The sequence below is a fragment of the Novacetimonas hansenii genome (genome assembly GCF_014843995.1).
GTDB lineage: Bacteria > Pseudomonadota > Alphaproteobacteria > Acetobacterales > Acetobacteraceae > Novacetimonas > Novacetimonas hansenii.
Window position 1 is genome coordinate 1203615 of record NZ_CP062147.1, and the last position, 26662, is coordinate 1230276.

A 26662-nucleotide genomic window follows, 5' to 3' on the forward strand; every position below is an offset into this window, starting at 1 on the left:
CGGTGTGGGTGCCATCTGTTGTCTTTGTGACGGCAGATCAGTCTTGAAAGGCCATTACCTTGGTCCTCCAGAAAAACTGGCAATCCCTGATCAAGCCGGAAAAACTGGAAGTTGAACCGGGGGCAGAACCGTCGCGCACGGCGACTGTCGTTGCGGAACCGCTGGAACGTGGTTTTGGCATGACGCTCGGCAATGCGATCCGTCGCGTTCTGCTGTCCTCCCTGCAGGGGGCCGCGGTTACGGCGATCCAGATTGACGGCGTTCTGCACGAGTTCTCTTCTGTTGCGGGTGTGCGTGAGGATGTCACCGACATCGTCCTGAACATCAAGCAGCTTGCCCTGCGGATGCATGGCGAAGGCCCCAAGCGCATGGTCCTGACCGCCACCGGTCCGGGTGAGGTGCGTGCAGGCCAGATCCAGACCGGCCATGATATTGAGGTGATGAACCCTGATCTCGTGATCTGCACGCTTGATGAAGGCGTGAAGTTCGGGATGGAGTTCACCGTCAACATGGGCAAGGGATATGTTCCTGCTGCGGCCAACCGGCCCGAGGACGCACCGATCGGCCTTATCCCCATTGATGCGATCTACTCCCCGGTGCGTCGCGTTTCCTACAAGGTCGAGCAGACCCGCGTGGGACAGGTGACGGATTATGACCGCCTGCTGCTGACGGTGGAAACCAACGGTGCGGTGACGCCCGAGGATTCGGTGGCTCTGGCCGCACGTATCCTTCAGGACCAGTTGCAGTTGTTCATCAACTTTGATGAACCCCGTGCGGTCCGCACCGAGGAACCGCAGGACGACCTGCCGTTCAATCGCAACCTTCTGCGCAAGGTTGACGAGCTTGAACTGTCGGTTCGCAGCGCGAACTGCCTCAAGAACGACAACATCGTCTATATTGGCGATCTGGTTCAGAAGACAGAGCAGGAAATGCTCCGTACCCCGAATTTCGGGCGGAAGTCTCTGAACGAAATCAAGGAAGTCCTGACCGCCATGGGGCTTTCGCTGGGTATGAACGTTCCGGCATGGCCGCCGGAGAACATTGAAGATCTGGCCAAGAGGCTCGACGAGCCGTTCTGATCCTCTGAACCGGAAAGACAGGAAGACTACATCATGCGTCACGGTGTTGCTGGCCGGAAGCTCGGCGTTACCTCGTCCCATCGACAGGCCATGTTTCGGAACATGGCCGTCGCCCTGATCAAGCACGAACAGATCACGACCACCTTGCCCAAGGCAAAGGAACTGCGTCCGGTCGTCGAAAAGCTGATCACCCTTGGCAAGCGGGGCAACCTGCATGCCCGTCGGCAGGCCTTTGCGCAGCTTCGTGACGATGTGATCGTGACGAAACTGTTCTCGGCCGTGGCTGAACGTTACAAGGCCCGCTCTGGTGGTTATACCCGCGTCCTGCGCGCTGGTATGCGCCATGGCGATGCGGCCGACATGGCTGTGATCGAACTGGTTGATCGCGACGTGACGGCCAAGGGCAAGGATAGCGGTCCGCGTCCTTCGACCGAAGGTAAGGAAGACCTGGCGGCCTGATCGCCACGGGATCTCCTGAAAAAGCCCGGCTTCGGCCGGGCTTTTTTTATGCCATGCCTGGATATGTCCCATATTATGCGTTGTCTCAGGTTTATTTCCTGATTCGCATCGTCTAATGAATGGTGGTACGAATTAATAACGATTAAGTTCCGGTAATTTTTCGGGAATGCGCGCGATGGCACGGTCTATGTTTTCACGTTTTGGAACGTATGTTTTTGCTGCGGTCATGGCCTTGTGCACGCAGGCATATGCTGCCCCGACGGTGCGTGTCGGCTATATTCCCGTTCTGGGCTCTGCGCCGCTGTTTGTCATGGATGGCAGGCATTGGCTGAAGGATGCGGGTATCGACATGCAGTTGATCCGTTTCCAGTCAGGCCCCCAGGCGATTCAGGCGCTTGCTGCGGGCAAGATTGATGCCTATGTGGCCGGGGTGCTGCCCTTGTTGCAGGCGCGGGCGCATGGTGTGAACGTAAAGGTGGTCGCCAGCGCCGCGATCGAAGAACTTGAAGTCATGGCAAACGGTCCGCTGGCGCAGGGCCTGCCCGAAACGGCGTCCCAACCAATGGAAGGGGCTGCGTTAAAGCAGCGGTTTGACGATTTCGCCCGGACCAATGGTCGCAAGGCCAAGATCGGGGCGCAGCCTCTTGGCTCCGTCCCGGATTCCATGCTGCGTTACTGGCTGAAGGCCCGCAACGATCTTGACCCTGCGCAGGTGGCGGAAATCGTGGGGGTGGATCTTGATGCAGAACAGCAGGCGTTCCTTGCCGGTGCCGTGGATGCGGCCGTTCTGCGGGAGCCGACACTGACACTTGTGCGCCATCGCCTGCCACAGGCCCGTATCCTTGCCACCGGGCACGACATGATGCCGGGCCAGCCGGGATCGGTGCTTGCGATCCTGAACGAGGATGCACCCGATCGCGCGGAATGGAAGGATAAGTTCCTTGCGGCATTCGTGCGGGCGACCGACCTGCTGTCACATTCGCCAGACGAGGCCGTTCCCTATGTCAGGAGCGCCCTGGCCGGTGGGATGCTTCCACAGGCAATCGTTCAGGAATCCCTGAGGGCGTCGGCATCGCATTACGTGTCCGATCCCTCCATCATTGTCGACTCTGTCTCCAAATTGCAGGATTTTGAGGTCCAGAATGGCCTTCTGCATACGGCGCAGCCCGTGGCGGACCTGTTTGATCTGGAAAGCTACCGGCGTTTGGGGAAATGAAGCCTGACCGGAAATCACTGATCCGCCTCGGCCTGGGGGCTGTGGGGCTGGGACTGCTGTTTGGTGTATGGGAGGCAGTGGTCCGGTTGGGCTGGGTGCCCGCCGGACTGTTACCCGCCCCATCCTCACTAGGGCCAGCATGGCTGGATGAAGTGCGAAATGGGGCATGGCAGACGGCCATCCGCGACAGCCTGACGCATTATCTTCTTGGCCTTGTGATCGGGACGGTGCTGGGGGCGCTGGTGGGCCTGCTGTGCGGTGCGGTCGGGGCGCTTGATGCATTGCTGGCGGGGGTGGTGCGTGTCCTGCGCCCGATACCGGGCTTGGCCTGGGTGCCGTTTGCGATCCTGTGGTTCGGGTTGAATACCGCCGGTGCTACGTTTGTCATTGCGATTTCGGTTTTCTGGATCAATTTCTATGCCGCCTATGGCGCGGTACAGTCGATCGACCCTGACCTGTATGAAGTGGCGGCCGCCTTTGGTCATGGCGGGTTCGCAGGACGTTTGATGAAGGTTGTGCTGCCTGCATCCGCGCCGGGTCTGCTTGCCGGGTTGCGTACGGGGCTGGGGCAGGCATGGATGTCGGTTGTGGCGGCGGAACTGTTTGGCGTGCCGGGTATCGGTGCGCGCATGATGCAGGCATCAAGCCTGCTGGCGACGGATCTGGTCGTCGTCTATATGCTGACGATGGCGTTGTTGTACGCGTTGACGGACATGCTGTTCATGGTGGTGCGCAGGCGGCTTCTGGGCTGGCAGGGATAGAAGATGGACATGGCGATGCCCGAAACCGGGACCCGCAGTGACAGTTCGACTGATAACACGATGGTCCGCCTGTCCGATATCGGCCTGTCCCATGACAGGGGCAGGAGCTTCGTTCTGCGTGGTGTTGACCTTGACATTGACAAGGGGCAGTTCGTGGCCCTGCTGGGGCCATCAGGCGTGGGGAAATCCACCCTGTTGCGTGTCATCATGGGCCTGACCCCACCAAGTGAGGGAACAGTCACCCTGACAGCCCCGGAATCCCCACTGGGACGATCGACCGCACTGGTGTTTCAGGATGCCAAACTGATGCCATGGCGCACCGTGCGACAGAATGTCGAACTGGGGCTGGAGGGGATCGGCCTGTCGCGGGCGGATCGCCACGCGCGTGCGCTGGCGTCGCTGGAGCTGGTAGGGCTGGCGGACAGGGCGGATCGCTGGCCACGACAGTTATCCGGTGGACAGCGTCAGCGCGTCGGTGTCGCCCGCGCTCTGACGGTGGAACCTGACCTGTTGCTGATGGATGAACCCTTTGGTGCGCTGGATGCCATTACGCGCAGTGGCCTTCAGGATGAATTGCTTCGGATTTGGGCACAGACGCACAAGACGGTCCTGTTTGTCACACATGACATTGACGAAGCCCTGATCCTTGCCGACCGGATTATTGTCCTGTCGGGGCACCCGGCTTCTGTCCGGGGGGATTTCATGGTGGGGCCGCGCCCTCGTGACCGTTCTTCTCCCGCGCTTCAGGCGCTTGTCGAACGGCTAAAGGCCCTGATCGCCGGGGAACCTGATCCCGGGGAACGGCCGGCATATTGGCAGGCTTCCGAAATCTGAATTCCGCCATCATGATGGACAGGGCGCGATGTCCCCGACATGATGGGGATATATGACCCGGCCATGGGGCAGGGTATCGCATGATGCATCAGGCCCCACGGATGACCGGCAAGGGAGTAATTGGAATGAATGAATTCGAAGCGCAACTGGAAGAAGGCGTTGGCCGGTTGCAGGATGATGCCAATGGATGGTCGTCTGGCGCCCCGCGTGTTGGCGGCGCAGGGGGGCTGGGCGGTGTATGCGACACCGTGCGTGACCTGACGGCGGATCGTCCGCTGTTCGCGCTGCTTGGGGCCTCATTCGTGGCGTTTGTCGCAACATTGATGTGGCGTCGGCGTTAATTGCGACATGCGGCATACATGATGTTCGGGGCAACTCTGGATCATGCTGCCGCGTTTCAGTAATCGTATGGGGAAACAGGGTTTTATATCATGCTGAAACTGGCGTTGTTTTTTCTTGTCGTCTCGCTGGTTGCCGGGGTGTTCGGGTTTAGCGGTATTTCCGCCGTTTCGGCAGGGATGGCCAAAGTCCTGCTCTTCATCGCGGTCCTGGGCTTTGTCATCGTGGTGGTGCTGTGTGTCCTGCTGGCACGCGCGATGTTCAACTAGATGCATGTTGTAAATAATAAAAGTTTTTGACGGTCTTCATGTCGTGGCCTGGACATCAGTGCGGTCAGCGTCCTGCCAGAGGCAGGGGATGACCCAACCGTCGTAAAAGTAAAAGGCATCTCCCCTGTTTCAAGGGCGATGTCCGGCAGTTTTCCGGCTCTTGTTGCCGGGCTGCGCGTTCCAGAGGGTCCCCGGCCTGAGCCGGGGGCCTTTTTTACTGGTTCTTGTCCTTTTGGATAAAGGACGGCAGGAACGGGTTATCCTTCTGCAAGGACGCCTTCGTCGGCAGGCGTGACACATCCCATCCACCGCCCAGTGCCTCGACAAGGTTCACGCTGTCCACCACGCGCTGTTGCTGGATGGACAGCACGTTTTCCGCATCGCTTAGCGCCGAGGTCTCGTTGGTGATGACGGTTGTATAGATCTCGGTCCCGGCCTTGTACTGGTTCAGGGCCACTTCCACCGAACGATTGGCGAATTCCAGCGCCTTTTGCTGCTGTTCCTGCTGCTGCGCCAGAATACGCAGGTTTGACAGGCTGTCTTCTGTCGATTGCAGCGCCGTCAGCACTGTCTGGCGATAGGTGGCGACAGCCGCGTCATATTGTGCATTCGCTTCATGCACGGCGGCAGTGCGCGACCCACCGGAAAACAGGGTTTCCGTTGCCGCAGCCCCCAGTGACCAGATGCGATTGGCCGCACTCATCAATGATGTGACAGGGTCGCCGCCACTCTGCTCAAAACTGGCGGTGATGGTGATGTCGGGGAAGAAGGCGGCGATGTCCACACCGATCTGGGCATTATATTCCTCCATCGCGCGTTCGGCTGACGCAATGTCGGGACGGCGTTGCAGCAGGTCGGCGGGAACCGTAACCGGAATGGGCGGGATGGTGCGGGTCAGTTCACCCGCCGCGATGGTCAGGTCGGCAGGTGGCTTGCCAATCAGGACGGCGATCGCATGTTCGTACTGTGCGCGGGCCACGCCTGTCTGCACCAGTGCGGCACGGTTCTGTTCCAGTGTGGTGCGCGCCTGAAGCACGGCGGTCGGATCAGCAGTACCCGCGTCATATTGGTTCTGCGTGATCTGCAACGCCTGTTCATTGAAACGGACATAGCGTTCGAGCAGGTCGTGCAGGGAATCCTGATAACGCAGGTTGAAATACGCCGTCGCCAACTGTGCCTGATAGGACAGGGTGGCATTGGCAAGGTCCGCGGCGCTGGCCTGTGCTGTCGTAACCTGCTGCTGGATCTGGCGACGGATCTTGCCCCACACATCCAGATCCCAACTGGCGGAGGGGCCGATGTCATAGGTGTTGTACTGGCTCTTGCCATACAGCGAACTTCCCGATGACGACAGTGATCCCGCCCCGTGCGCGTTACGGTTAAAGCCAAGGCTGCCGCTGATGGTGGGGAAAAGCTGCGCGCGCACGCTGTCGATCATGGCGCGTGCGCTGCGGTAGTTCGCCTCGTATTCCTTGACGTTCTGGTTGGAGACAGCCACCTGTGATTCCAGCCCGTTCAGGATCGGGTCGTTATAGATCGTCCACCAGTCATGCTTGGGCAGGCTGGCCATCTGCGGGGCTGCGCGTTCCCATCCGGGCGCGGGTTGCAGTTCCTTGAATCGTGCGGACACGATGGCGGAGGGACGGTGATAGTTCGGTCCGACCATGCATCCGCCCAGCAGGGCCGCAGGCAATGCCAGCGGCAGGAGCCGCCAGAGTGCGCGTCGCGCCCGCGCCCGGTTGCGGGGAAGCGGCGTGCGGGACGGCGGGCAGGTAAGGGGGGATGGCCTGGAGTGTGTCATCCGGGTCAGGAATCCTGTTTGGAAAGGTTGGGCCGCGATGTGGAAATGCCGGAAGTCAGACGACGATAACGGTCCCGGCATGATGCGCCAAGGCGGTCAAGGTAAAGATAGACAACTGGCGTGGTGTAGAGCGTCAGGGCCTGACTGACGAGCAGGCCGCCCACGATGGCAATGCCCAGTGGCCGACGCAGTTCGGACCCGTATCCATGGCCAAAGATCAGCGGCAGCGCGCCAAGGGCGGCGGCGAACGTGGTCATCATGATGGGGCGAAAGCGCATCAGGCAGGCTGTACGGATCGCATCATGGGGTGACATTGCGTCTTCGCGCTCTGCCGTGATGGCGAAATCCACCAGCATGATGGCGTTTTTCTTGACGATTCCGATCAGCAGGATCACCCCGATCATCGCAATCAGCGAAAACTCTTCCCCGAACATCTGCAACGCCAGCAGCGCGCCCACGCCCGCTGATGGCAGGGTGGACAGGATGGTAAAGGGATGGACATAGCTTTCATACAGGATGCCCAGCGTCATATAGACGGCCGCCAGCGCCGCAAGAATCAGCAGCGGTTCATTATTGACCGATTTCTGGAACTGCGCCGCATTCCCGGCAAAGCTGCCCTGGATATTGGCGGGCATGTGCAGGCGGACCATTTCCTCCTGCATGATCTGCACCGCCTGGCTGAGCGATGTGCCGTTGGTGAGGTTGAACGAAACGGTGGTCGCGACCGACTGCCCCTGATGATTGACACTCAGCGCGGTCAGCACCGGCTTTGGCGTCGAAACCAATGTCAGGGGCACCATCGTTTCCGAATTCGTGGACACCGCGGAACCCGATGACGTGCTGCTGCCCCCCGCCAGCCTGTTGGCGATCTGGTTGCGAAAGGACTGTGAACTCAGTGTGGATTGGGTCGTGCTGGTACTGCTGCTGACACGGATGGTGTTCGATACGGTCCCACCACCGGCACTGCCGCCCGCGACGCTGACCCATACCTGCTTGAGCGTCGTGGGGTCCTGCCAAAAGCGTGGCTGGACCTCCATCACGACGCGATATTGGTTGAGCGGGTTATAGATGACCGAGGCCGCACGCTGGCCATAGGCGTCATACAGCGTGTTGGAGATCAACTGCGGCGTGATGTTGACGCGGCTGGAGGTGTCACGGTCAATCGAAACCTCCAGCGCGTCGCCGCCCTGCTGCACATCGGAGGAGATGTCCATCAGTTCGTGATGGCGTTGCAGCGCCGTGACCAGCCGGGGCGTCCATTCATACAGGTCGGCTGATGAATCCGACTGAAGCGAATATTGGTAGGCCGCGTTGCTCTGGCGTCCCCCGATACGCAGGGTGCCCGGTGCGGTGGCATAGAAACGTGCCCCCACCATGTTGCGCAGGCGATGGTTGATGCGCGCGATGGTCGTCGCCGGCGGATCGTTGCGTTCGGACTTGTCCTTGAGCATCACGAACAGGTTGGCCTGGTTGGATGAACCACGCCCCCCCATGAACCCCATAACGCGGGAGACGTCGCGATCGGCCATGATCGCCTGTTGTACCGTATCGATCTTGCCCTGCATCGCCTGGAACGAAATCGACTGATCCCCCATCAGGCGTCCCATCAGCATCCCTGTATCGGAATCGGGGAACAGGCCCTTGGGCATTTTCATGAACAAGGCCGCCATCAGCATGATCGTCAGCGGCAGCGACATGACCGTCAGCCGCCGATGGGCCAGCGCAATATCAAGCGTACGGGCATAAAATTGCTGCAACCCGACCAGACCACGTTCCAGCAGGTTCGATATGCGGCCCAGAATGCCGGTTGTAGGGGGCTTTTCCCCCTCCCGCGACAGCACGCGCGCCGTGATCATGGGGGTCAGTGTCAGGGACAGGATCATGGAAATCACGATCGTCACCGACATGGTCATCGCAAATTCATGGAACAGGCGCCCCGCCACCCCATCCAGCAGCAGGATCGGCAGGAACACGGCGATCAGTGATACCGTGATCGATATGACCGTGAATGCGACCTCGCGCGCGCCCAGCAGGGTGGCCTGCATCCGGCCCATTCCAGCCTCCAGATGGCGACTGATGTTTTCCACCACCACGATCGCGTCATCCACCACAAACCCTGTGGAGACCGTCAGCGCCATGAGCGAGAGATTGTCGAGCGAGTAGCCAAGGAATTTCATCGCCGCGAACGTTGCGATGATGGAGGTGGGCACGACAATCGCGGGGACGATGGTGATGCGCCACGACCGCAGGAAGACCAGCACCACCAGCACCACCAGCACGACAGACAGAACCAGCGTGAACTGCGTATCCTCCAGCGCCGCGCGGATGGTGGTCGAACGGTCCATCAGGTTCGCCAGACCGACATCGGCAGGCAGGGCCGTGCGCAGGGCGGGGATTTCCGCGCGGATCTGGTCGTTGGTGCGGATGATGTTCGCCCCGGCCTGCGCATAGATGATCGCCAGTACCGCATGTTGCCGGTTGACGTACCCCGCGTTGCGCACGTCCTCCACCCCATCCACGACATAGGCCACATCCGCCAGGCGCACGGGGCGGCTGTCGTGATAGGCGACGATCAGGTCGCGATAGGCCTGCGCATTATGCACCTGATCGTTGGTTGAAAGGGTATAGCGGTAATTGCCATGGTCGATGAACCCCTTGGGCGTGTGCGCATTGGCCGATGCCAGCGCCGCACGCACGTCCTCGAACCCGATGCCGAATTTGTATAACGCAAGCGGATTCATCTCCACCCGCACCGCAGGCAGCGAACTTCCGCCGACCTCGACCTCTCCCACGCCGCTGATCTGCGACAGGTGCTGTTGCAGGACGTTGGAGGCAAGGTCGTAAAGCTGTGGCGCCGTGCGTGTGTTCGATGTCAGCGCAAGGATCATGATCGGTGCGCCGTTGGGGTTGGCCTTGAAATAGCTGGGATTCTGCCGCAGCGAGGTCGGCAGGTCAGCATGCGCCGCCTGTAACGCGGCTTCGACGTCGCGGGCCGCGCCGTTGATGTCGCGCGATAACGCGAACTGCAACGTGATGCGTGCCTGATTGGCGGAGGATTGCGAGGTCATCTCCGTCAGGTCCGCGATCTGCCCGAGGTGACGCTCCAGCGGGGCTGCGACCGAACTTGCAATTTCCTCCGGCGTGCCGCCTGGCTGGCGCGCCTGTACCTGGATGACAGGGAAATCCACGTTCGGCAGGTCGGCCACCGGCAATGTCATATACCCGATGACCCCGCCAATCAGCAGGGCAACCGTCAGCAGGGTCGTGGCGACCGGCCGCCTGACGAACAGGGCAATCGGATTCACGAGGGCGCCTGCGTCGGGTCGGTGGTGCGTGGCGCCGTGTCTTCATCCATGGAGAAACGCCTGCGCAGGCGCAGGCTGATGCGGTCCATGAACAGGTAGATGACCGGCGTGGTAAACAGCGTCAGCAACTGGCTGACCAGCAGGCCGCCGACAATCGCGATACCCAGCGGGCGACGCAGTTCGGACCCGGTGCCGGTGCCGATCACCATCGGGATTGCACCCAGCATCGCCGCCAGCGTCGTCATCAGGATGGGGCGGAAACGCAGCAGCGCCGCATGGCGGATCGAATGCAGGGGGGACATCCCCTCGATCCGTTCGGCCTCCAGCGCGAAATCGATCATCATGATCGCGTTTTTCTTGACGATGCCGATCAGCAGCACCAGCCCGATGATCCCCATGATGTCCAGGCCCGATCCCGTGACCAGTAGCGCCAGCAGCGCACCGATCCCGGCCGAGGGCAGGGTGGACAGGATGGTGATCGGGTGGATGAAGCTTTCATACAGGATGCCCAGCACGATATAGACCGCCGCCAGTGCGGCCAGTACCAGCCATGCCTCGTTCGACAGGGAGTTGCGGAATGCCGCCGCCGTGCCCTGGAACGATGTCTGGAAGGTGGAGGGCAGGTGGATGTCATGCTCCGCCTTTTCGATCGCGTTCGTGGCGCTGCCCAGGGAATAGCCCGGCGTGACATTGAAGGAGATCGTGGTTGCCGGGAACTGCCCCACATGCGTGATCAGCAGCGGAGCCGTATCCTGCGTAACGGAGGTGACGGACGCCAGCGGTACCAGGCCCGATGTGGGCGAACGCGTCGGCCCGGACGTGCTTTCGCCCGAATTGCCGCTGATGCCCGGCAGATACATCTGATCCAGCGATGTCAGGCTGGTCTGGAACCGGGGATCGGCCTCCAGAATCACGCGATACTGGTTCGACTGCGTGAAGATGGTGGAAATCTGGCGCTGACCGAATGAGTCATACAGCACATTGTCGATCGTCTGCGGCGTGATGGAATATCGTGCGCCCGTGGTACGGTCCAGCGTGACATGCGCAACCAGCCCCGCCGCCTGCAGGTCGGATGTCACATCCGACAGGGCGGGTTCCTTGCGCAGGCGATCGAGGAATTTCGGCACCCAGCTTGTAAACTGGTTGTAATCGGGATTTTCCAGCAGGAACTGGTACTGCGTCGCCGCCACGGACGTATCAAGCGACAGGTCCTGCACAGGTTGCAGATACAGGCTGGCGCCCGCGATGTCCGCGGTTTCACGCTGGATCCGGCTGGCGATGGTGCTGGCGTTGTCGCTGCGTTTGTCCTGCGGGCGCAGGTTGATCAGGAAACGCCCCTGGTTCAGGGTCACATTCTGCCCGTCCACGCCCACGAACGACGACAGGCTGGTCACGTCGGGATCGCTCAGGATACGCGCGGCCAGTTCCTGCTGGTGCTGCTTCATCGCGTTGAACGATGTGGATTGCGCCATCACGGAAATGCCCTGGATGACGCCGGTATCCTGCGTGGGGAAGAAGCCCTTGGGGATGACGACCGCAAGTACCCCGGTCAGGCCGAGCGTCACGACAAAAACCCCAAGCATCAGCCGCTGATGGCGCAGCACGACGTCAAGGGCACGGCCATAGGCGGCGATGGTGGCGACCATCGCGCGTTCCACATGCATCGCCCATGCGGCTTCCTTGCGGTTTTCCTGCTTTTCCGACAGCAGGCGCGCGCACATCATCGGCACAAGCGTCAGTGACACCACGGCCGACAGGATGATGGTGACTGCCAGCGTGACCGCAAATTCGTGGAACAGGCGTCCCACCACGTCGCCCATGAACAGCAGCGGGATCAGCACCGCAATCAGCGACACGGTCAGCGAGATGATGGTAAAACCGATTTCCCCCGCGCCCTTCAGCGCGGCGGTCATACGGTCATCGCCCATTTCGATGTAGCGGGCGATGTTTTCGATCATGACGATGGCGTCATCCACGACAAAGCCGGTCGCGATCGTCAGCGCCATCAGCGAGAGGTTGTCGAGCGAAAAGCCCAGCAGGTACATCGCCGCCAGCGTTCCCACCAGTGACAGCGGTACAGACAGGCTGGGAATGATGGTCGCGGGCACGTTGCGCAGGAAGATGAAGATCACCCCCACCACAAGGAACAGCGCAAGCCCGAGTTCGAACTCCACATCCTCCACCGAGGCGCGGATCGTCGTGGTACGGTCCGTCAGCGGCGTGATGGTGATGCCCGGCGGCAGGGATTGCTGCAGGTGGGGCAGGGCGTATTTGATGTTATCCACAACGGAGATGACGTTCGCGCCAGGCTGGCGCTGCACATTGAGAACAAGGGCGGGTGTCTTGTTCGCCCATGCCGCAAGTTCCGTGTTCTCCGGCCCGATCACCACGCTTGCGACATCACGGATGCGCACCGGCCCGCTGTTCTGATAGGCGATGACCTGGTTAAGCAGTTCATCCACGCCCGCGATCTGCCCGTCGATGCGCAGGGTTGTCGCGCGCTGCGGCCCATCGAATGTGCCGGTGGGGGAATTGACGTTCACATTGCCGATCGTCGTGCGCAGTGTATCGAGGTCAATGCCGAACGACGTCAGTTTCGGGATATTGACCCGCACACGGATCGCCTTGCGGTTGCCACCCGACAGGGTGACAAGCCCGACCCCCGAAATCTGACTGATCTTCTGCGCCAGACGGGTGTCGATATAATCCTCCACTTCCGTCAGGGGCATCGTCTTTGACGTGATGCCCAGCGTCAGGACGGGGGTATCTGCGGGATTGACCTTGGCATAGACGGGGGGCGCGGGCAGGTCGGTCGGCAGCAGGGAATTGGCCTGGTTGATCGACGCCTGAACCTCCTGTTCCGCGATGTCCATCGTCATCGTCAGGCCAAAGCGCAGCGTGATGACCGAGGCCCCCCCGGATGACTGCGATGTCATCTGGTCCAGTCCCGACATTTCCCCGAACTGTGTCTCCAGCGGCGCTGTAACCGATGTGGCCATCACATCGGGGCTCGCCCCCGGATAGAAGGTCTGTACCGTGATGGTCGGATATTCGACCTCTGGCAGGGCAGAGACAGGCAGGAAGTGATAGCCCAGCATGCCCGCCAGCATGATGGCGAGCATGAGCAGCGTGGTCGCGACCGGGCGCTGGATAAACAGGCGGGAGGGATTCACGCGGGCGTCTCCGTCAGGGGCGGGGCGATGGGCGGCGGGGACATGGCGGTTCGGGCCATGGGCGCGGGCAGGATCATCCCTGTTTTGACGCGGGCGTGGCGGCGGTGGCGGGGGTTTCGGCCGGAATGCTGACCTTTATGCCGCTGCGCAGGTGATCGACGCCATCAGTCACGACGGTTTCGCCATCCTTCAGGCCGGACGTCACGACCGTCATGCTGTCATTGGCATGGCCGGTCTTTACATCGCGGACATCGACGGTGTGGTCTTCTTTCACGACATACACGAACTGCCCGTTGGGGCCGGTCTGCAATGCATTGGTCGGCACCAGCAGTACGCCATGTTCCGTCATGACCATCAGGTGCGCATTGACGAACTGGTTGGGGAACAGCGTTTCTTCGTTGTTGGGGAAGATGGCGCGCATGCGCACCGTCCCGGTCGAGGTGTCGATCTGGCTGTCAAGCACACTGACCTGCCCGTCGGCGATCTTGTGCTGGTTGCTGCTGTCCCATGCCTCCACCGCCAGCGCCGTGCCTTCATGCAGGCGCTGGGCCACCGGGCCGATATCGTTTTCAGGCAGGGTAAAGATAACGGAAATCGGCTGCATCTGCGTCAGGATGACCAGGCCGTTTGTCTGGCCCGCCGTGATATAGTTGCCCGCATCGACCTGACGGATACCCACCCTGCCATCCACCGGCGCGATGATGTGGCAGTATGCGATCTGGAGCTTTTCGTTATCCACCTGCGCCTGGTCGGATTTGACCGTGCCTTCGTACTGTTCGACCAGGAACTGCTGGTCCTTTGCCGTCATGGCGGCCACGCTGTTTTGCCGGATCAGGGTCTGGTAACGTGCATTGTCCACCCGCGCCTTCTGCAACAGCGCCTCATCCTGTGCGAGCTGCCCCTCATATTGGGCCAAAAGCACGTCATAAGGGCGCGTGTCGATCAGCGCGAGCAGGTCGCCCTTGTGCACATGTTGCCCCTCGGTAAACAGGACTTTCATCAGGTAGCCGTCGATGCGCGACTGCACCGTCACGTTGGTGATGGGCACGACCGTCCCGAGTTCCGTCAGCACGAAGGGCATGTCGCCCGCATGTACGGTTGCGACGGCCACGGGTTGTGGGGCGTTGTTCGCGTTATGCTTTTTCCCGCTGCCGCCATGGGGGCGCAGGAACGCAACCCCGAGCATGACGCCAAGCACCCCGATACCGCCCCATACAAGCAGACGCCTGCGCCGGGGCGGGGGAGTGGGCCTGCGGTTCGTGGGGGACGGGGATGACGGGGACTGGTTCGGGGTATCCATGTTCAGGTCAGTTTTCCACCGCAGGTTGCGTCACGTTGATCAGGTGGCTGGTGGCTTGCCAGCCCACCGGCACGGGCTTGAAGAAGGTAACTTTGAAATGACAGGGGCATAAAGTATTGGAATGTAACGTCTCGATTAAGGGTCTTTTCGTTATAAAGGCGAATGTTTCAGTGTCGATTTAATTTTTGTTATACTTTGGGGGCAGGTTGCCCCATTTCGTGTGTATGTCCGCTGATTTCCGCCCCGGCGCGCGGCGACAGGCGCGCCAGCAGCAGCGACGCCGGCGCCGCAAGGACCCCCATCGTCATGAATGCCGCGCTGAAGGTCGCAGCGGTGGCGTCGGCCGCCCAGGCAGGGGAAAATGCCATGCGGCTGAGTGACAGCACACCTGCCGAGACACATATCCCCAGCGACAGGCTCATCTGCTGGGCCGTGGAATAAAAGCTTGTCGCCGCGCTCATGCGTTCGGTGGGCATGTCGGCATAGGCGATGGTGTTGTATCCCGTGAACTGCAACGCCTGCGACATGCCCAGCAGCAGCATCGTCACCACAAGTATCCATAATGGCCATTGCGCGCCGACCATGGCAAGGAAGCAGCACGTGGCGGGCAGGACCCAGGCATTGAACGCCAGAATGTTGCGAAACCCCCACCGGCGATACACCCGCACCGCCAGCACCCGCACAAGCAGCGCGCCAACAGGAGCGACAAAGGTGAGCATACCGCTGCGCGCCGCGCTGAGGCCGAATTCGAGCTGAAGGAAGGAGGGGAGCAGGAAGCCGATCGCCCCGGTCGCAAGGCGGGTGAACATCCCCGCGCAGATCGACACGCGAAATGTCGTAACCCGCCATAGTGACAGGTCCAGCACGGGATGCGCCACATGGCGCGCATGGCGGGCATAGGCCACAAGCCCCGCGATTCCGACCACGCACAGGCCAGCCATCCCGGGCAGGGAGACCTGCCCATGGCTTGACAGTTCCACCCCAAGCATCAGCGCAGCCAGCCCGACACCCGACAGCATGATGCCGCGCATGTCGAAGGGGATGATTTCAGGTGCGCGGATCTGCGGGATGAAGATGTGTGTCAGTACGATGGCCGCCAGCCCGACGGGAATGTTGATATAGAAGATCCAGCGCCATGACAGGTAGGTCGTCAGCACGCCACCGACCACAGGCCCGATCATCGGCCCAAGCGTCGCGGGCAGCATCATCCAGAACATTGCCCCGATCAGCGCGGATTTCGGAACATTCTGCAAGATGACCAGCCGTCCCACCGGCACCATCATCGCCCCGCCCATGCCCTGCAGCATGCGTGCGGCGGCAAGCGACCACAGCCCCGGCGCCATGCTGCACAGGAGGGAGCCCGCCATGAAGACGACAATCGCCGATTGCAGGACGCGCCGGCCGCCGAAACGGTCCGCGACCGGGCCGGAGGCGGGAATGAAGATCGCAAGGCTGAGCATGTAGGACGTCAGGGCGACGGCGGTCTGTGCCACATCGACGCCAAAGGTGCGCGCCATGGTCGGCAGCGCGGTCGTCAGGACCGTGCCATCCATCTGTTCCATGAACAATGTGCTGGCGACGATCATCGCGACGATACGCCGCCGCGATGGCGGGATCGCATAGGAAGGTGGGGGCTGGGTCGTCGGCATGGCGGTCGGCATTGAACGCATTATGGTGCAAGATAGGCAACAGCCCAAGGGAACGTGCTTTCGGGCGATGCGTTGAATCTTGGAAACACACCACTAAGGATGCAGGAGCATTGAAGATGGCCGATAACAAGAGTGAAGCACTTGAAAACAAGGCAGAAGGCCTGGTGGAACAGGGCATCGGCCGCGTCAAGGACGCCGTGGGGGGCCTGACGGGGGATGCGGGCCTGCAGGCGGAAGGCAAGGTCGATCAACTGTCCGGCATGGCGCGGCAGGAATTCGCCGAGCTGTATGAAGAAACCGAGGGGAAGCTTGAAAAAGCCGTGACGTTCGTGCGCGAACGCCCGCTGACGTCGCTGGGTATCGCCGCAGCCATCGGGACGCTGCTTGCGCTGCTGTTTGTCCCCCGCCGCAAAAGCTGAGGGAAGCTGTCGAGTCGCTTTTTTTTCATTTTAAGGGACTCGTTGATTCCAGAGCATCTTGCGCAACAGTACTTAAAAATGGTTTTCATCCTTTCAGAACGGAATTCGCATGCGAATCGGGCTGTGGCAGCACGGTTCGCAGCGAGTCGGGAAGGGGTGGATGCCAGATTACACACGCGAGAAGGCACATGGCGGCAGGGTCGCGGGCGTGGACGAGGTCGGTCGCGGCCCGCTTGCGGGCCCTGTCGTGGCCGCCGCCGTCATGTTCACGCACGGCGTGCCCGACGACCTGGCTTCCCGCCTTGACGACTCCAAGAAACTTCGGCCCGCCGCGCGTCTGCGTGCCTTTGCCGAGCTTCGGGCGCTGCCTTCTGTCCTGATTGGCGTGGCTGCGGCCTCCGTCACGGAAATCGAACGCCACAATATCCTGCGTGCCGCCCATATCGCGATGCAGCGCGCGGTCGCGCGCCTGCCCCAACGTCCTGACCTTGTGCTGGTTGATGGCAATGCCACGCCGGATTTCGGCTGCGCCACGCAATGCGTGGTGGGCGGGGATTCAAAAAGCCTGTCGATCGCGGCGGCCTCCATCGTGGCGAAGGTCATCCGTGACCGCCTGATGGAACGCCTGTCGGTACGCTGGCCCGGCTATGGCTGGGAACGTAATGCCGGTTATGGCACCGCGGCCCATCGCGCGGCGCTGTGCGCCGTGGGGGTTACGCCACATCATCGTGCCGCGTTCGGCACGGTGCGCGCGCTGGCCGGTATGTCGGCACCCCCGCCCAGAAGCCGATCCCAATCTCAATCCGTGGCTTGCCCCCCGGCCCCACTTACCCCCAAGAATGCGGAGCAGCCATCATGCTGACAAACTCATGAGCGGTGCAGTCATGATGGAACTGCCGCTGGACCAGATCCTGCGCGGCGACTGCGTGGAAATGATGCAGACCCTGCCTGCCGGGTCGATCGACTGTGTCTTTGCCGATCCCCCCTATAACCTGCAATTACGCGGGGAGCTGCGTCGCCCTGACGACAGCATCGTCGATGGCGTCGATGATGACTGGGACAAATTTGCGGACCTGCAGGCCTATGACCGCTTCACCCGCGCCTGGCTGAGCGAGGCGCGGCGCGTCCTGCGCAAGGACGGGACGATCTGGGTGATCGGGTCCTATCACAACATCTTTCGCATCGGCGCAATCCTGCAGGATCTGGGGTTCTGGATCCTTAATGATGTGATCTGGCGCAAATCCAACCCGATGCCCAATTTCCGGGGGCGGCGCTTTACCAATGCGCATGAAACCCTGATCTGGGCGGCACGTGGTCCCGACAGTCGCTATCGCTTCAATTACCAGGCGATGAAGGCGCTTAATGACGATGTGCAGATGCGCTCGGACTGGTACCTTCCGCTCTGCACGGGGGGGGAGCGGCTGCGCAATGAACATGGGCTGAAACTGCATCCGACGCAAAAGCCCGAAAGCCTGCTGCATCGTGTGCTGATTGCGTCCACCAATGTTGATGACGTGGTGCTTGACCCCTTTACCGGCACTGGCACCACGCCCGCGATGGCGCGCAGGCTGCGGCGCCGCTTTATCGGTATCGAACGCCACCCCGATTATGCCGAGGCGGCGATTGGCCGTGCCCGGCGTGAAAAGCCCGTACCACTCGACAGTGTGCTGACCACGCCCGCACGGCGTGAATGCCCACGCATTCCGTTCGGTACATTGGTTGAACGCGCGATATTGCCGCCGGGCACGGTCCTGATGGACCGGCAGAAGCGCGTATCCGCCACGGTGGCCCCCGATGGCACCCTGATCAGCGGAGGTCATCGCGGGTCCATTCACAAGCTGGGGGCAACCCTGACGAACGCGCCATCATGCAACGGCTGGACCTTCTGGCATTTCGAACGTGCAGGGGTGTTGCAGCCGCTGGATATCCTGCGCAATGAACTGCGCGCGGAACAGGGGGCGGAGCAGGCCCGGGCGTAATCGTCCGGGCGGGCGGCAGGCGATGGAATGGAACCGCACAGCGCATTCCGCGAACAGTACCGACGATTTCCTGTTCAGCCAGCTCATTCCCTATATCGGTAGCAAGCGAAAGCTGCTCGACCTGATCGCCAGGGCGATCGCGGCAACCGGGGAGCCCCCCCATGCCACAGATTTCGTAGACCTCTTCGCCGGAACAGGGGTTGTCGGGCGGCTGGCCAAGCAGATGGGCTTTCGCGTGATTGCCAATGACTGGGAACCTTATGGCGAGGTTCTTGGCAACTGTTACCTTCTGGCGCAGCGCGCACCATTGTTTTTCAATGGTGTGGGGTATGAGGAGGTCATGGCGCGCCTCAATGCGTTACCGCCGGTGGATGGATGGGTGACGCGTCACCTCTGTCCTGACGATGACGACGCCTATGATGTGGCGCGTGACCGCATGTTCTATATGCGCAAGAACGGGCGGCGGATCGACGCCATCCGTGAACAGGTGGCAACGTGGGAGACCGAGGGCCTGCTGTCGCCGGTGCAGCGCGCGTGCCTTCTGGCGCCCTTGCTGTTCAGTGCATGTTACAACAGCAATACCAGTGGCCTGTTCAAGGGGTTTCACAATGGGTGGGGTGGACGGACGGGCACCGCGCTGTACCGTATCGCCGCCGACCTGTGCCTGCGCCCTGCGACGTTCCTTGATAATGGGCGAGACAATGTTGTGCTGCGCGCCGATGCGCAGGACGTTGCGCGCAACCTGCGCCCCTATCTTCGCGGTCCGGCCATTGCCTATATCGACCCGCCTTATAACCAGCACCCCTATGGCGCGAATTACCATGTCCTCAACAGCATCGTGCTGTGGGACCAGCCTGCCCTTTCACCCAAGATCAGCGGACGTGACAAGGCTGCGATCCGCACTGACTGGCGCACCGTACGGCGCAGCGCCTATAATTACCGCGATCGCGCCACGCAGGCCTATGCCCGCCTGCTGGAGACGTTGCCCGTGCGCTGGATCGCCACAAGTTATAGCACTGACGGGATGATTGACCTGCCTGATATGGTCGCGGCGAACCGGGCGCTGGGGCAGGTATCGGTCTTTACACGCGGATACAAGCGTTACCGCGTCAGCAGCCAGCGTTTTTCATCCAAACCGATGAATGTGGAATTCATCCTCCTGACGCGTGTGGGGCAGCGATGCACGCGCACGGTGACACAGATCGTGGACGAAATCCGCATGGCGGAGGCGCGCATCCTGGCGCAGCATCCCGAAACGGCTTCTGCCGGGGGGTGAGAAAGGGCCTGGGGTGCCAGCCGCGTGGTGTGCGTCAGCTACCGCCAAACCCGAGGAAGCCCGCCGCCGGTTTCGCATGGCCACCGGTTACGTCATAGCGTGAGTCAACATGCCTGGCCCGCCCGGCCAGCGGTGGCGTGCGGACCGTATCCGCGGCTTCATCCATGTCCGGACCCTGGGTCGAACCGGATGCGAAATGTGGGTCGGAATCGGAGAAGGTGCGCATCGACAGCAGCAGGAATGTAATGTCGTTGCGGTTCAGGTCGATGGCCATGTCCAGCGGGCTCTGGCCCAGCACGTTATGCGCGGTCATGTCCGCCCCACGGTTCAGTGCTTCTTTCGCTGCGCCAAGGCTGCCACGGTTAATGGCGTCGAACAGGGCATCGGTCGGGTTCATGTCATTGCTGGCATGGCCGCGCACTTCTTCGTTCGACTCCGCACCAGGCAGGGCGGCCGGGGGGGCGGCGGCCTTGGCGGCGCGTCGGGCCTCCGCCTTCTTGGCGGCGTCGGCGGCGTCGGCCTCGGCTTCCGCATCATCGGCATCCTGCGCATGGGCCATGTGCAGCGGCACGGTGGCGAAAGGAACGGCCGACAGGAAAAACGCCGCAAGAAGCCCGATGCCTGGTCTGGAAAGCATGTCGTGTCCCATGAATAAACGCCGCGCGCCGTACGCGATGCAGGTGTGCATTACCCCGTAGCGCAGCAATATCGCACGGTGGCAGGGTAACGCAAACTTTAGTCTCATGCCCGTGCGCGCCCTTCGCGCCACCAGCCGAGCATCAGCATCGACAGCACGAACAGCAGCACCGCCCATGGCGGCAGCAACGCATGTGCCTGCTGTCCGGTCACGATATGGGCATGGCGGTCGGGAAAGTCGAAACGCTCAGCCGTCGAATGCGCCGCGCCATTGACCATTCCGATCGCGGGCAGTGATGCGCTCTCCGCCCGTTTCCCCAGCCAGTGCATGCCGCCGCCCGTCATCGCGACAAGCGGCTGCAGGCGCGTTGCGGTGGCGCGCAGGTCCGCGAATTCCTGCGGATCTTCGGCGCGGGGGGCCGCGAATGCCTCATGCCCATCGCTGTCACGTACGCTCCAGATCCCGTTTTCGCGGGCGGGAAGGTGCGCCGTGGTGACGCCCTTGTCCCCTGTCGCGGTCAGGGGGACCTGCTGCATCGTGCCGTCGGGATGGGTCACGCGCACCATCGCGGGTGGCGCAGGCAGGAGAGAACGACGGGTGATGTTGAGCTGCCCGCCCGTGATTTCAGCCTCAAGCTGGTTTTCCTCCAACTCCGGCTCTTTCATCAGCCAGTGTGAAATCCGCCGCAGCAGTTCGGACTGTGGACCGCCGCCGCCCTCTCCATGCGACCACAGCCATGCCTGATCCGACATCAGGAAGGCCACACGTCCCTTGTCCGCATGGTCCAGCACCAGAAGAGGCTGCTCATGCGGGCCGGTCATCAGCACTTCCCCATTGACGGAATCGGATGCCAGGCTGCGATACCATGGTCCCCAGCCCGGCCCGCCGGCTGATGCCGGGGCACCGGGCAGCCGCGCCGTCACGGGATGACGCTGCCCCGCTTCGGTCAGCATGGGGCGGAACTTCTCGTTCCTCACCCCGTCGGGCGTGATATGGGCAGGCAGGATTTCCGACAGGGGCGTGTCCTGCAACGACCCCGGACCGATGAACTCCGGCCCGCCAATCAGCAGCAGGCCGCCGCCCTCGCGCACATGGTTGGCGATGTTGCGCAGATAGGCCTGGGGCAGGATGCCGTGATTTTCAAACCCGTCGAGGATGATAAGGTCGAACTGCCCGATCTTCTGCTGGAACAGTTCGTTGACGGGAAATGCAATCAGCGCAAGATCCGATAGCGGCGTGCCGTCATCCTTGTCGGGTGGGCGCAGGATGGTGAAATGGACCAGATCGACCGACGGATCGGCCTTCAGCAGCCGCCGCCATACACGTTCGCCCTGGTTCGGTGTGCCCGAAACCAGCAATACACGCAGCCGGTCGCGCACGCCGTTGATACGCACGATATCGCGGTTGTTGATGTCCGATGCCTCACCGGGCAGTTCCGGTACCGACAGTCCCACCAGCATCGGGCCAGGATGGGTAACAGGCAGGGTGATGTCCTGTGGCTGTCCGATCCGTACGATCCGGCTGCTGGGCTGTGCGCCGCCCTGGGTCATCGTCAGTTCCGTCGTGGCGTTCCGGGCGTCGGGACGGCCAAGGTCGTCCACTTCCACACGGATCGTCACGTCCTGCCCCACGATGCCATAAGGCGGCGCCTGCAGGATGCGCAGGCGGCGATCCGTTTCCTCGCCCTGTCCCGTCAGCAGCACATGCAACGGCAGGGTCAGGCGATGGCCCTGCGCATCCGGTGGTGTCAGGACTTCGGGTAACTGGGCCGGGATGTCGTGAACCTGCCCGTCGGTAATCATGACCGCACCGGCCAGGCGTGAGGGCGGGATGTCCGATGCCGCCTGTGTCAGGGCGGAAAACAGGCGCGTGCCGTCATGATGGGCATCGCGCACGGTAATGGTGCGGGTCTGCAACCCGTCGATATGGCCGATTTCCTCCTGCACGCGTTCGGCGGCGCGATGGGCCATGACCGCGCGGTCGCGGATGGACATGGACGCCGACTGGTCCACCACCACCAGCGCCGTCTGCGGCAGGGGATGCCAGCTTTCGCGTAACCGCTGTGGCCCCGACAGCCATAGCACAAGCCCCGCACCCGCCAGCACCCGCCACGTTGTGCCCCGTGCGCGGCGTGCGATCCCCCATGCACCCATCGCAAGAAGCGCGCCGCCCAGCACCCAGAGCAGCCATGGTGGTACCAGCGGCTGAAAGCCGATCATGTGATGCAGGCGGTCAAGTGACGGCATCATTCCCCCAGGCGCTTCAACAGGGCCGGGACATGGACCTGATCTGCCTTGTAATTCCCCGTCAGGGCATACAGCACGGCATTGACGCCAAAGCGATAGGCCAGCGTCCTCTGTTCGGGGCCGTCGGGGATGGTGGCATAGGGCGTGCCGCCACTGTCATCCACCGCCCATGCATGCGCCCAGTCATTGCTGCCGATGATGACGGGGCTGACGCCATCATTGGTGCTGTCGCCTTCCTGCGCAACCCATACGGGCATCCCGTCATAACGGCCGGGAAAGTCATGCAGCAGGTAGAACGTATGCGTCAGGACGTGGTGGTCATCCAGCTTCGTCAGGGGCGGGATGTCCAGACCCGCCGTCATGCGTCGCAATGCGGCCGCGGTTCCGGGGGCGGAACCGGTAAAGCTGTCGTCATTTCCCGCCTGGGCCGTGGCGGGGTCCTGCCCCTGCGTGTCGATCATCAGAATACCGCCATGGCGCATATAGGCGTTCAGCGCCGCCGTGCGCGCGGGTGTGGCGGTGGCGTCCGCTGTTACCGGCCAGTAGATCATGGGATAATAAGACAGGTCATCGCGTTCGGGCACCAGCGCATCGGGATGGCCCAGCACGGCGGAGGTGCGGGCATTCACGTAATCCGACAGGCCCTGCAGCCCCTCGCGCGAGACGTCGTCGATATCTGCATGGTTCGTGATGATATAGCCCAGACGCGTTTCCAGTGCCGCCCCCGGCACGTCGCGTGTTTCGGCCCATGCGGGCGCGGAGGGCGCCGATGCCAGTGCCGCAAGGATGACGGCGCTGACAAGTCCCGCCCGCCGTCCGTTCGTGCACCCCCCGCCCGCGCGGATCATGCCCGAACGCATCAGGATCGCGGCGATCCCGTCCACCAGAACCAGCCCCAGCGCCAATACCGCCAGGATCGGTCCCAGTGCGAGGTCGGGGGTTTGCCCGCGCAGGTCCATGACCGTACCAACCGGCTGTTGCGGCAGCATTTCCCCCGCATCATCGCCGATATTCAGCGCCCGGCGCGACGCGCGTGGGCCGTACAGGCCCGGCGGATGCGCCGCGGATACCGCGATATGTCCGAACGCATCGGCACGTACGGCCTGCGCGCCTGCGGGGGGCGGACCTTCCACCCCCGCGCCATCAAGCGTCATGTAAGGTGACAGCAGGCTCTGGTCCGCCGGGGTTTCAATGCCGACCGCCCGTTCGCCAAGCCGTTGCAGCATGCCGACGAACAGGCCGGACAGCGGCAGGTTGGACCAGTCCGCCGTGCTGGTGACATGAAACAGCACAACCTGTCCCGCCCCCAGTGCCGCATGCGTCACCAGCGGCGTCCCGTCCACCAGCCGGGCCCATGTATGGGTGTCCAGGTCGGTCGAGGGCCGTGCCAGCACCTGTTTGGACACCGTGACATCGGCAGGCACCGGCAGGTCATGGAAGGGCGAGCGCGCATCGAAAGCGGCAAGATGTTCAGGCTTGCTCCACGACATCGCACCACCCAGCACGCGTTCCCCATCCATCAGCGGCACCGGCAGCAGGGTATCCGCCACAGAGGTATTGGCCCCGTGTATATCGCGCGAAGTGGTCTCGGCCGGGGGGGGATCGGTACGCGGTCCGTCGGCAGGGACGGGGGGGGCAATGCCCGTGCCACCCGCGGCCTGTACAAGCAGCGGGCCGGAAAAGCGGATCAGTGTGCCGCCCCTGCGGACCCATTCCTCGACCTTGTGGCGTGCATCGGGACTGCCCAGCGTGCCGTCCGGGGCGATCAGGATGGACAGGGGACGCGACAGCAATGTGTCAAGTGTCCCTTCGCGCAGTTCCGCCCCCGGCGCCAGCGCCCGGCGCAGATAGAACAGGCTGCCCATCAGGGGGGTATCCGACGCGTTGCCCGAAATCAGGCCCACCGGGCGCCTGCGGTCATTTTCATCCAGCAGTCGTACGCTGGCGGGGCCATTGATGGCATCGACCTCCACATGGTCCAGTTGGTTGCGCAGTTCCACCGGCAGCGTCAGCCGCACATCGGCCTGATGTGCATCAGGGGGCATCGTAACATGCAGGACCTGTAGCGTGCTGTTGTCGATGGTCTGCGCCCGCACGCTGACCTGGCGCAGGACGGGACGCGGTACCGTGCGCAGCCGCAGGTCCAGCGCCTCGGCACCATTATGGCCGGGGGCAAGGGTGACGATATCCGCATCGGGCAGGCGCAGGTCATGCACCGGACCGACATCGCGCAGCGCCGTGGCGAACGCCGCGTCATCGCCCGTCGCCATTCCGTCCGCCAGATAAAGCACCGGCCCGTGCCAGCCATGTTGCAGCAGCGCCCGCACCGCCCCGGTGGCGGCCCGGCGGTCCACCCCCCATGGCTGCGGTTCCGAAGGGGCGAGTATCGTGCGCATGATCGCAGGGTCCTGCGCATCGCCAACCCGCATGACCTCATTTCCCGTGGGTGGCGCCGTCAGCAGCAGGCGCACGGAATGCCCATTGCGCGCCAGTCGTTCAAGGATGCTGTCCACCGCGCGAAGGCGCTGTGTCCAGCCGGGGGCGGCGGCCCATCCATTGTCGATCACCAGCAGCGTGTCCGCAGACATGCTGATGCCTGCGCGGTCACGCGTGATGAAAGGCTGTGCGCAGGCCGTGATGACAAGGACCACCGCCATGCAACGCAGGATCAGCAGCCACAGCGGCGCGCGTGCCACGTCATCATTGCGCGCGTCCAGCCCGCGCAGAAGGGCGATGGGGGGAAAGGACTGTTCGCGCGGACGCGGCGGCAGCGCACGCAACAGCAGCCAGACCACCGGCAGCAGTACGAACGCCCACAAGACCCATGGTGCGGCCAGGATCATGCGCGTATCCCCCCGCCTGTATGGTGGGCCGCGGCAAGTTGCGCATGCAGCGCCAGCAGGGCACGTTCGGGGGGCTGGTCGGTGGTCTGGGTGATCATCGCGTTCCCGCCGGCGCGGCACAGGTCCGAAAGCTGCTGTTGATGCTGCGTGAATGCCGCACGATAGGCGGTGCGCAGGTCCGTCCCGGCAGACAGGGTCAGGGGGGCTTCATCCTCCAGCCCCATGAACCGCGTGCGCCCGGAATAGGGCATGTCGCGTTCTGCCGGGTCGATAACCTCGATCAGGCTGGTACGCACCTGTCGCGCCAGCGCCGCGCGCAACAGGCCCGAAAATGCGGCCGGATCGTATAACCCGTCCCCCAGCAGTACAAGTCGCCCATTGCGCGCAAGATGTCCGGCCTGTGGCAGGGTTGCGGGCGAGGAAGGGCGGCGCATCGCATCAATCAGCACTATCGCCATGCGTTCCAGCCCGCCATTACCCGATATGGCCGTGACCGTCGCGCCATCCGCGCCCAGCAGGCGCACGCGTTCCCCCTGCCGCAGCAGGATCGCCGCCAGCGCCAGCGCCAGCACAAGGGCGCTTTCCGCCTTGCTCGGCAGGGTGTCGGAGGAGTGCCAGTTCATGGAGGAACTGTTATCGCACCAGATGAAAATAGTCTGGGCTGTCTGTGCCTCGTTTTCGCGCACAAAGGGACGTTCGCCGCGCGCGGACTGTCGCCAGTCGATGCGCGATGCGGCCTCCCCGGGTTGTGCCGGGCGGTATTGCCAGAAATTTTCTCCCGATCCGGCCCGGCGTCGGGCATGCCCGCCCTGCTGTACCGCCTGTGCGATCCGGCGTGCCGTCATGATCAGGGCAGGCATCCGTGCGGCCAGCGCACGTGCCAGGGCGGGTCCGTCCTGCGTGGCCATGGGGAGGCCAGAGGGCAGGATACCAGAGGGCAGGACAGCGGACGTGGTGGTCCCGACGGTGGCGCTTTTCCCCACGGTATCCCCCACGCCATGACCTGGGGTATTGCCCCTTCTGGCGCGTGGAAAGAAGCGTCTGAGGAAAGCGGGCGCGGGCATATGATCAGCCACG

The 26662-nt window shown here is 62.6% G+C and carries 20 protein-coding genes; 11 read left to right on the top strand and 9 right to left on the bottom strand.

Annotated elements, in window-relative coordinates; genetic code table 11:
* Nucleotides 1-59 precede the first annotated feature (59 nt).
* The 7 genes from IFJ82_RS05225 to IFJ82_RS05255 all read left to right on the top strand — a co-directional run bounded on the left by IFJ82_RS05225 (nt 60) and on the right by IFJ82_RS05255 (nt 4957).
* Complete coding sequence (locus IFJ82_RS05225) at nt 60-1079, top strand: DNA-directed RNA polymerase subunit alpha (RefSeq protein WP_003621068.1); 1020 nt, start codon at nt 60-62, stop codon at nt 1077-1079.
* Between the two features lie 33 nt (nt 1080-1112).
* Complete coding sequence (gene rplQ / locus IFJ82_RS05230) at nt 1113-1538, top strand: 50S ribosomal protein L17 (protein WP_003621065.1); 426 nt, start codon at nt 1113-1115, stop codon at nt 1536-1538.
* 175 nt (nt 1539-1713) lie between these two features.
* Nucleotides 1714-2754, top strand: a complete 1041-nt coding sequence (locus IFJ82_RS05235) for an ABC transporter substrate-binding protein (protein ID WP_040512506.1) — start codon at nt 1714-1716, stop codon at nt 2752-2754.
* Nucleotides 2751-3515, top strand: a complete 765-nt coding sequence (locus tag IFJ82_RS05240; protein ID WP_003621061.1) for an ABC transporter permease — start codon at nt 2751-2753, stop codon at nt 3513-3515. The genes IFJ82_RS05235 and IFJ82_RS05240 overlap by 4 nt, the downstream gene beginning before the upstream one ends.
* Nucleotides 3516-3518: 3 nt before the next feature.
* Nucleotides 3519-4349, top strand: a complete 831-nt coding sequence (locus IFJ82_RS05245) for an ABC transporter ATP-binding protein (protein ID WP_003621057.1) — start codon at nt 3519-3521, stop codon at nt 4347-4349.
* A gap of 125 nt (nt 4350-4474) precedes the next feature.
* Nucleotides 4475-4690 carry a hypothetical protein gene (locus IFJ82_RS05250; protein WP_081254525.1) on the top strand — a complete coding sequence of 72 codons (216 nt, stop codon included), beginning with the start codon at nt 4475-4477 and terminating at the stop codon, nt 4688-4690.
* 90 nt (nt 4691-4780) lie between these two features.
* A complete protein-coding gene (locus tag IFJ82_RS05255; protein WP_003621054.1) occupies nt 4781-4957 on the top strand; it encodes a DUF1328 domain-containing protein in 177 nt (58 codons plus the stop codon).
* Between the two features lie 214 nt (nt 4958-5171).
* Here the strand turns inward: IFJ82_RS05255 and IFJ82_RS05260 are convergent, their stop codons facing one another.
* The 5 genes from IFJ82_RS05260 to IFJ82_RS05280 all read right to left on the bottom strand — a co-directional run bounded on the left by IFJ82_RS05260 (nt 5172) and on the right by IFJ82_RS05280 (nt 16185).
* Entirely contained in the window at nt 5172-6758 is a 1587-nt protein-coding gene (locus IFJ82_RS05260; protein ID WP_003621052.1) for an efflux transporter outer membrane subunit, read from the bottom strand.
* Between the two features lie 5 nt (nt 6759-6763).
* The gene (locus tag IFJ82_RS05265; protein ID WP_003621050.1) at nt 6764-10063 is read right to left on the bottom strand and encodes an efflux RND transporter permease subunit; all 3300 of its coding nucleotides are present in this window, start codon (nt 10061-10063) and stop codon (nt 6764-6766) included.
* Nucleotides 10060-13236 carry an efflux RND transporter permease subunit gene (locus tag IFJ82_RS05270; protein WP_062809146.1) on the bottom strand — a complete coding sequence of 1059 codons (3177 nt, stop codon included), beginning with the start codon at nt 13234-13236 and terminating at the stop codon, nt 10060-10062. The genes IFJ82_RS05265 and IFJ82_RS05270 overlap by 4 nt, the downstream gene beginning before the upstream one ends.
* Before the next feature lie 73 nt (nt 13237-13309).
* Complete coding sequence (locus IFJ82_RS05275) at nt 13310-14536, bottom strand: MdtA/MuxA family multidrug efflux RND transporter periplasmic adaptor subunit (protein WP_075596054.1); 1227 nt, start codon at nt 14534-14536, stop codon at nt 13310-13312.
* 188 nt (nt 14537-14724) lie between these two features.
* Nucleotides 14725-16185, bottom strand: coding sequence for an MFS transporter (locus IFJ82_RS05280; RefSeq protein ID WP_225578790.1), 1461 nt, complete (start codon nt 16183-16185; stop codon nt 14725-14727).
* A gap of 116 nt (nt 16186-16301) precedes the next feature.
* Here IFJ82_RS05280 and IFJ82_RS05285 point away from each other — a divergent pair, with 116 nt between their 5' ends.
* From IFJ82_RS05285 to IFJ82_RS05300, 4 genes are all read left to right on the top strand, one after another.
* Nucleotides 16302-16604: a CsbD family protein gene (locus IFJ82_RS05285; RefSeq protein ID WP_003621041.1), complete on the top strand. Its 303-nt coding sequence runs from the start codon at nt 16302-16304 to the stop codon at nt 16602-16604.
* 160 nt (nt 16605-16764) lie between these two features.
* A complete protein-coding gene (locus tag IFJ82_RS05290; protein WP_075596098.1) occupies nt 16765-17466 on the top strand; it encodes a ribonuclease HII in 702 nt (233 codons plus the stop codon).
* A 7-nt stretch (nt 17467-17473) separates the two neighbouring features.
* Complete coding sequence (locus IFJ82_RS05295; protein ID WP_040510948.1) at nt 17474-18583, top strand: site-specific DNA-methyltransferase; 1110 nt, start codon at nt 17474-17476, stop codon at nt 18581-18583.
* 22 nt (nt 18584-18605) lie between these two features.
* Nucleotides 18606-19859 carry a DNA adenine methylase gene (locus tag IFJ82_RS05300; protein ID WP_192266345.1) on the top strand — a complete coding sequence of 418 codons (1254 nt, stop codon included), beginning with the start codon at nt 18606-18608 and terminating at the stop codon, nt 19857-19859.
* Between the two features lie 34 nt (nt 19860-19893).
* Here IFJ82_RS05300 and IFJ82_RS05305 read toward each other — a convergent pair whose 3' ends face one another.
* The 4 genes from IFJ82_RS05305 to IFJ82_RS05320 form a co-directional block, all read right to left on the bottom strand.
* On the bottom strand, nt 19894-20496 hold the full coding sequence (locus tag IFJ82_RS05305) for an ankyrin repeat domain-containing protein (RefSeq protein ID WP_003621033.1): 603 nt from the start codon (nt 20494-20496) through the stop codon (nt 19894-19896).
* Nucleotides 20497-20600: 104 nt separating this feature from the next.
* Nucleotides 20601-22742: a glutamine amidotransferase gene (locus IFJ82_RS05310; RefSeq protein WP_040512494.1), complete on the bottom strand. Its 2142-nt coding sequence runs from the start codon at nt 22740-22742 to the stop codon at nt 20601-20603.
* A complete protein-coding gene (locus IFJ82_RS05315; RefSeq protein ID WP_192265816.1) occupies nt 22742-25585 on the bottom strand; it encodes a DUF4159 domain-containing protein in 2844 nt (947 codons plus the stop codon). Before IFJ82_RS05315 ends, IFJ82_RS05310 begins: the two co-directional genes overlap by 1 nt.
* Nucleotides 25582-26661: a DUF58 domain-containing protein gene (locus tag IFJ82_RS05320; RefSeq protein WP_225578791.1), complete on the bottom strand. Its 1080-nt coding sequence runs from the start codon at nt 26659-26661 to the stop codon at nt 25582-25584. Before IFJ82_RS05320 ends, IFJ82_RS05315 begins: the two co-directional genes overlap by 4 nt.
* Nucleotide 26662 lies beyond the last annotated feature (1 nt).